Annotated in this window: 2 protein-coding genes and 1 pseudogene; all 3 read right to left on the bottom strand. The window is 74.8% G+C overall.

Annotated features, from left to right (window positions below):
• Positions 1 to 72: 72 nt before the first annotated feature.
• Positions 73 to 1,134: a C40 family peptidase gene (locus ABZ914_RS39330; protein WP_500199599.1), complete on the bottom strand. Its 1,062-nt coding sequence runs from the start codon at positions 1,132 to 1,134 to the stop codon at positions 73 to 75.
• A complete protein-coding gene (locus ABZ914_RS39325; RefSeq protein ID WP_433245839.1) occupies positions 1,131 to 1,769 on the bottom strand; it encodes a hypothetical protein in 639 nt (212 codons plus the stop codon). The genes ABZ914_RS39330 and ABZ914_RS39325 overlap by 4 nt, the downstream gene beginning before the upstream one ends.
• Positions 1,769 to 2,520: pseudogene (locus ABZ914_RS39320) on the bottom strand (hypothetical protein); the annotation flags it as partial. The pseudogene ABZ914_RS39320 and the gene ABZ914_RS39325, both read right to left, overlap by 1 nt.

The raw sequence follows: 2,520 nt of genomic DNA, 5'->3' as shown, positions 1-2,520 counted from the left end.
CCTTTCTCCCACCCCCCCTGCGGCGGCTGCCCCCCCCCGGGCCCCCCCGGCCGCCGCCGGGGGCGTCCCCGGTCAGCCGCCCGGCTGTTGCGCGGCCAGCTGCCCGACCTTGGCCTTGAGCTGCGGGCTGGCCAGCGGGCGCGTCACGCCCACCCAGTCCGGCCGCTTGTAGGGCTTCACGCCGATCGCGGGCACGCACGCCGAGCAGCTCGCGACGATCATCTTGCCGTTGCCGATGACCATCCCGACATGGCCGGGATTGTCCGCCGACGTCCCCGGACCCGAGTTGAAGAACACCAGGTCGCCCGGCTGCTCCTTGCCCTTGGCGACCTTCAGCCCGAACGGCCACTGCTCGAACGTGGTCCGCGGGATGCCGAGCCCCGCCGCCCGGTAGGCCGCCTGCACCAGGCTGGAGCAGTCCCACGCGTCCGGGCCGGTCGCGCCGAACACGTACGGCTTCCCGCGCTGCGCCAGCGCGAACGCGATGATCTTCTGGACGAGCTGGCTCGCGTTCGCCGGCAGCTCGTTGTCCTGGCAGTCGACGCCGTTGGACTGCACCACCTTGAAGTCGCCGCCGCCGTACCGCTTCGCCCACGCCAGGACCATGTTCACGTAGTCCCACGAGTGGTTGTACTGGAAGATCGCGGTCTTCATCCGCTGCGGGGCACCGTTGTGCTTCAGGTAGGCGGCGGCGGTCGGGATCGCGTCGGCCGGGTCGTAGCGGTCCTTCTTGCCGTCCTTGTTCCCGTCCACCGCGAAGGACTTGAACGTCGGGTCCAGGAACTGCATCGGCCCGCCCGCGCCCGCGTAGTTCTCGCCGCTGTGCACGCCCTGCGCGTTGGACGTGCCGTGCCCGGTCTCCACCTCGCCGATGCCCGCCAGCACGTTCCACGGGATGCCGTAGTCCTTGCCGGCCTTCTTGTAGAGGTCGAGGTAGTTCGCCGGGATCGACTTCGCGTCGCCCGCCTCCGCGGGCTGCGCGCCCGCCCCCGAGGTGTCGACACAGCCGCCGTTCACGCTGCCGCCGAACATGAACTGGCTCGCGCCGAACAGGATCGGCACGAAGATCAGCGCGACGAACAGCGCCGCCGCGGCGGCGAGCGCGCACGCCGCCAGCACACGTTTCGGGGTCATCCGGTGTCCCCCGCCTGGCCCGCGTCGGCGGGCGCGAACGCGTACACCTTCAGCGACCCGCCGTCGCGCGACACGGTCACCGCGTACTGCTTGCTGTCGCTGCTCGCCGTCCCGTTCTTGGTGAGCTGCTGCTTCCCGGTCACCAGGAAGATGATCGAGTTGTTCTCGATGGTGCGGACCTGGTCGAGCGAGGCGCCGCCCTGCGCGACGAGCTGCTCCTTGCGGCGCTCGTCCTGGATCCCCGGCGCGGACGCGCCCGCCTCCAGCTGGCCGCGCAGGTCATCGGTGACCATGCCGGACATCCGGCCGATGTAAGCGGTCGGGTCCTCGTCGTAGCGGTACGTCCCGTACGCCGCGACGAACCGCTGCGCGAGGTCGGCGGCCGTCGCGAAGTCCTGCTGCGAGAACGGCAGCAGCCGGTAGATGTCGAAGTTCTTCGGGTCGACGGTGCTGTGGATCCCCGGCGGCGGCGACGCCGGCGCGCTCGGGCCGGCCGTCGCCGTCGCGCTCGGGCGCGCGTCCGCCTTGTCGTGGTCGTGCTCCGGCGCCGCCACCGTCAGGTAGACGCCGATGGCGGCGAGCACCACCACGAGCCCGGCGAACAAGAGCTTGCGCTGGCGGTCGTTCAGGTTCATCACTCGTCCCGGTCGGACTCGCCCGGACCGGGCTCGACCGGACGCAGCCAGAACGGGATCGGCGGCCCCTCCTCGGAGCCGCGCCGGCCCCACAGCGGCGGCGGCGACTGCCGCCCGCCGGGACCGCCGTTCGACGGCGCCGCACCGCCGCCGCCCGCACCGGCACGGGGCCGGGGGACGTTCGACGCCGGCTCGCCCGAGCCTCCGGACCCACCGGACCCGCGCGCCGGCGCGCCGCCGCCCGAGCCTCCGGATCCGCCGGACCCGCCGCCCGCGCGGCCGCGGCCGCGCTCGGTGGAGCCGGACGAGCGCCCGCCGCCGGAGAACCAGCCGCCGCGCCCGTTGCCCGAACCGCCACCGGAGCCGCCGCTGGAGCCACCCGAGCCGCCGCCGGACGAACCGCCGGAGCCGCCCGAGCCGCCGCTACCGCCGCCGGTGACACCGCCGCCTCCGCCGCGTCCCGACCAGGACGTCGGACGCGGCGCACCGGTGCCGGAACCCGCACCGCCGGACGGCTTGCCGCCACCCGACGCCGAGCCGCCGCTCCCGCGCCCGCCCGAGACCCCGCCCGGCCGCGCGACGATCGCGCCCACGCCGGCACCGCCGCCGCCTGCTGCGCCACCGGCCGACCCGCCCTTGGCGGCCGGCGCGTCAACGACCTTCGCCGTCCGCGACGGCAGGTTCAGCGGGGGCGCGCCGCGCCGGGACCGTCCCGGCCCCGCGGTGACGCCGCCCGTCCGCGGCTTCGCGG

The sequence above is a fragment of the Spirillospora sp. NPDC046719 genome, assembly GCF_040645715.1.
Classification (GTDB): domain Bacteria; phylum Actinomycetota; class Actinomycetes; order Streptosporangiales; family Streptosporangiaceae; genus Spirillospora.
The sequence above is the reverse complement of the archived record's forward strand: the minus strand, read 5'-3'. Positions and strand labels throughout refer to the sequence as shown.

Excerpts from the sequence above, each read along its gene's own strand:
- ABZ914_RS39325 (WP_433245839.1), bottom strand. The coding sequence starts at position 1,769 with ATGAACCTGAACGACCGCCAGCGCAAGCTCTTGTTCGCCGGGCTCGTG.
- ABZ914_RS39330 (WP_500199599.1), bottom strand. The coding sequence starts at position 1,134 with ATGACCCCGAAACGTGTGCTGGCGGCGTGCGCGCTCGCCGCCGCGGCG.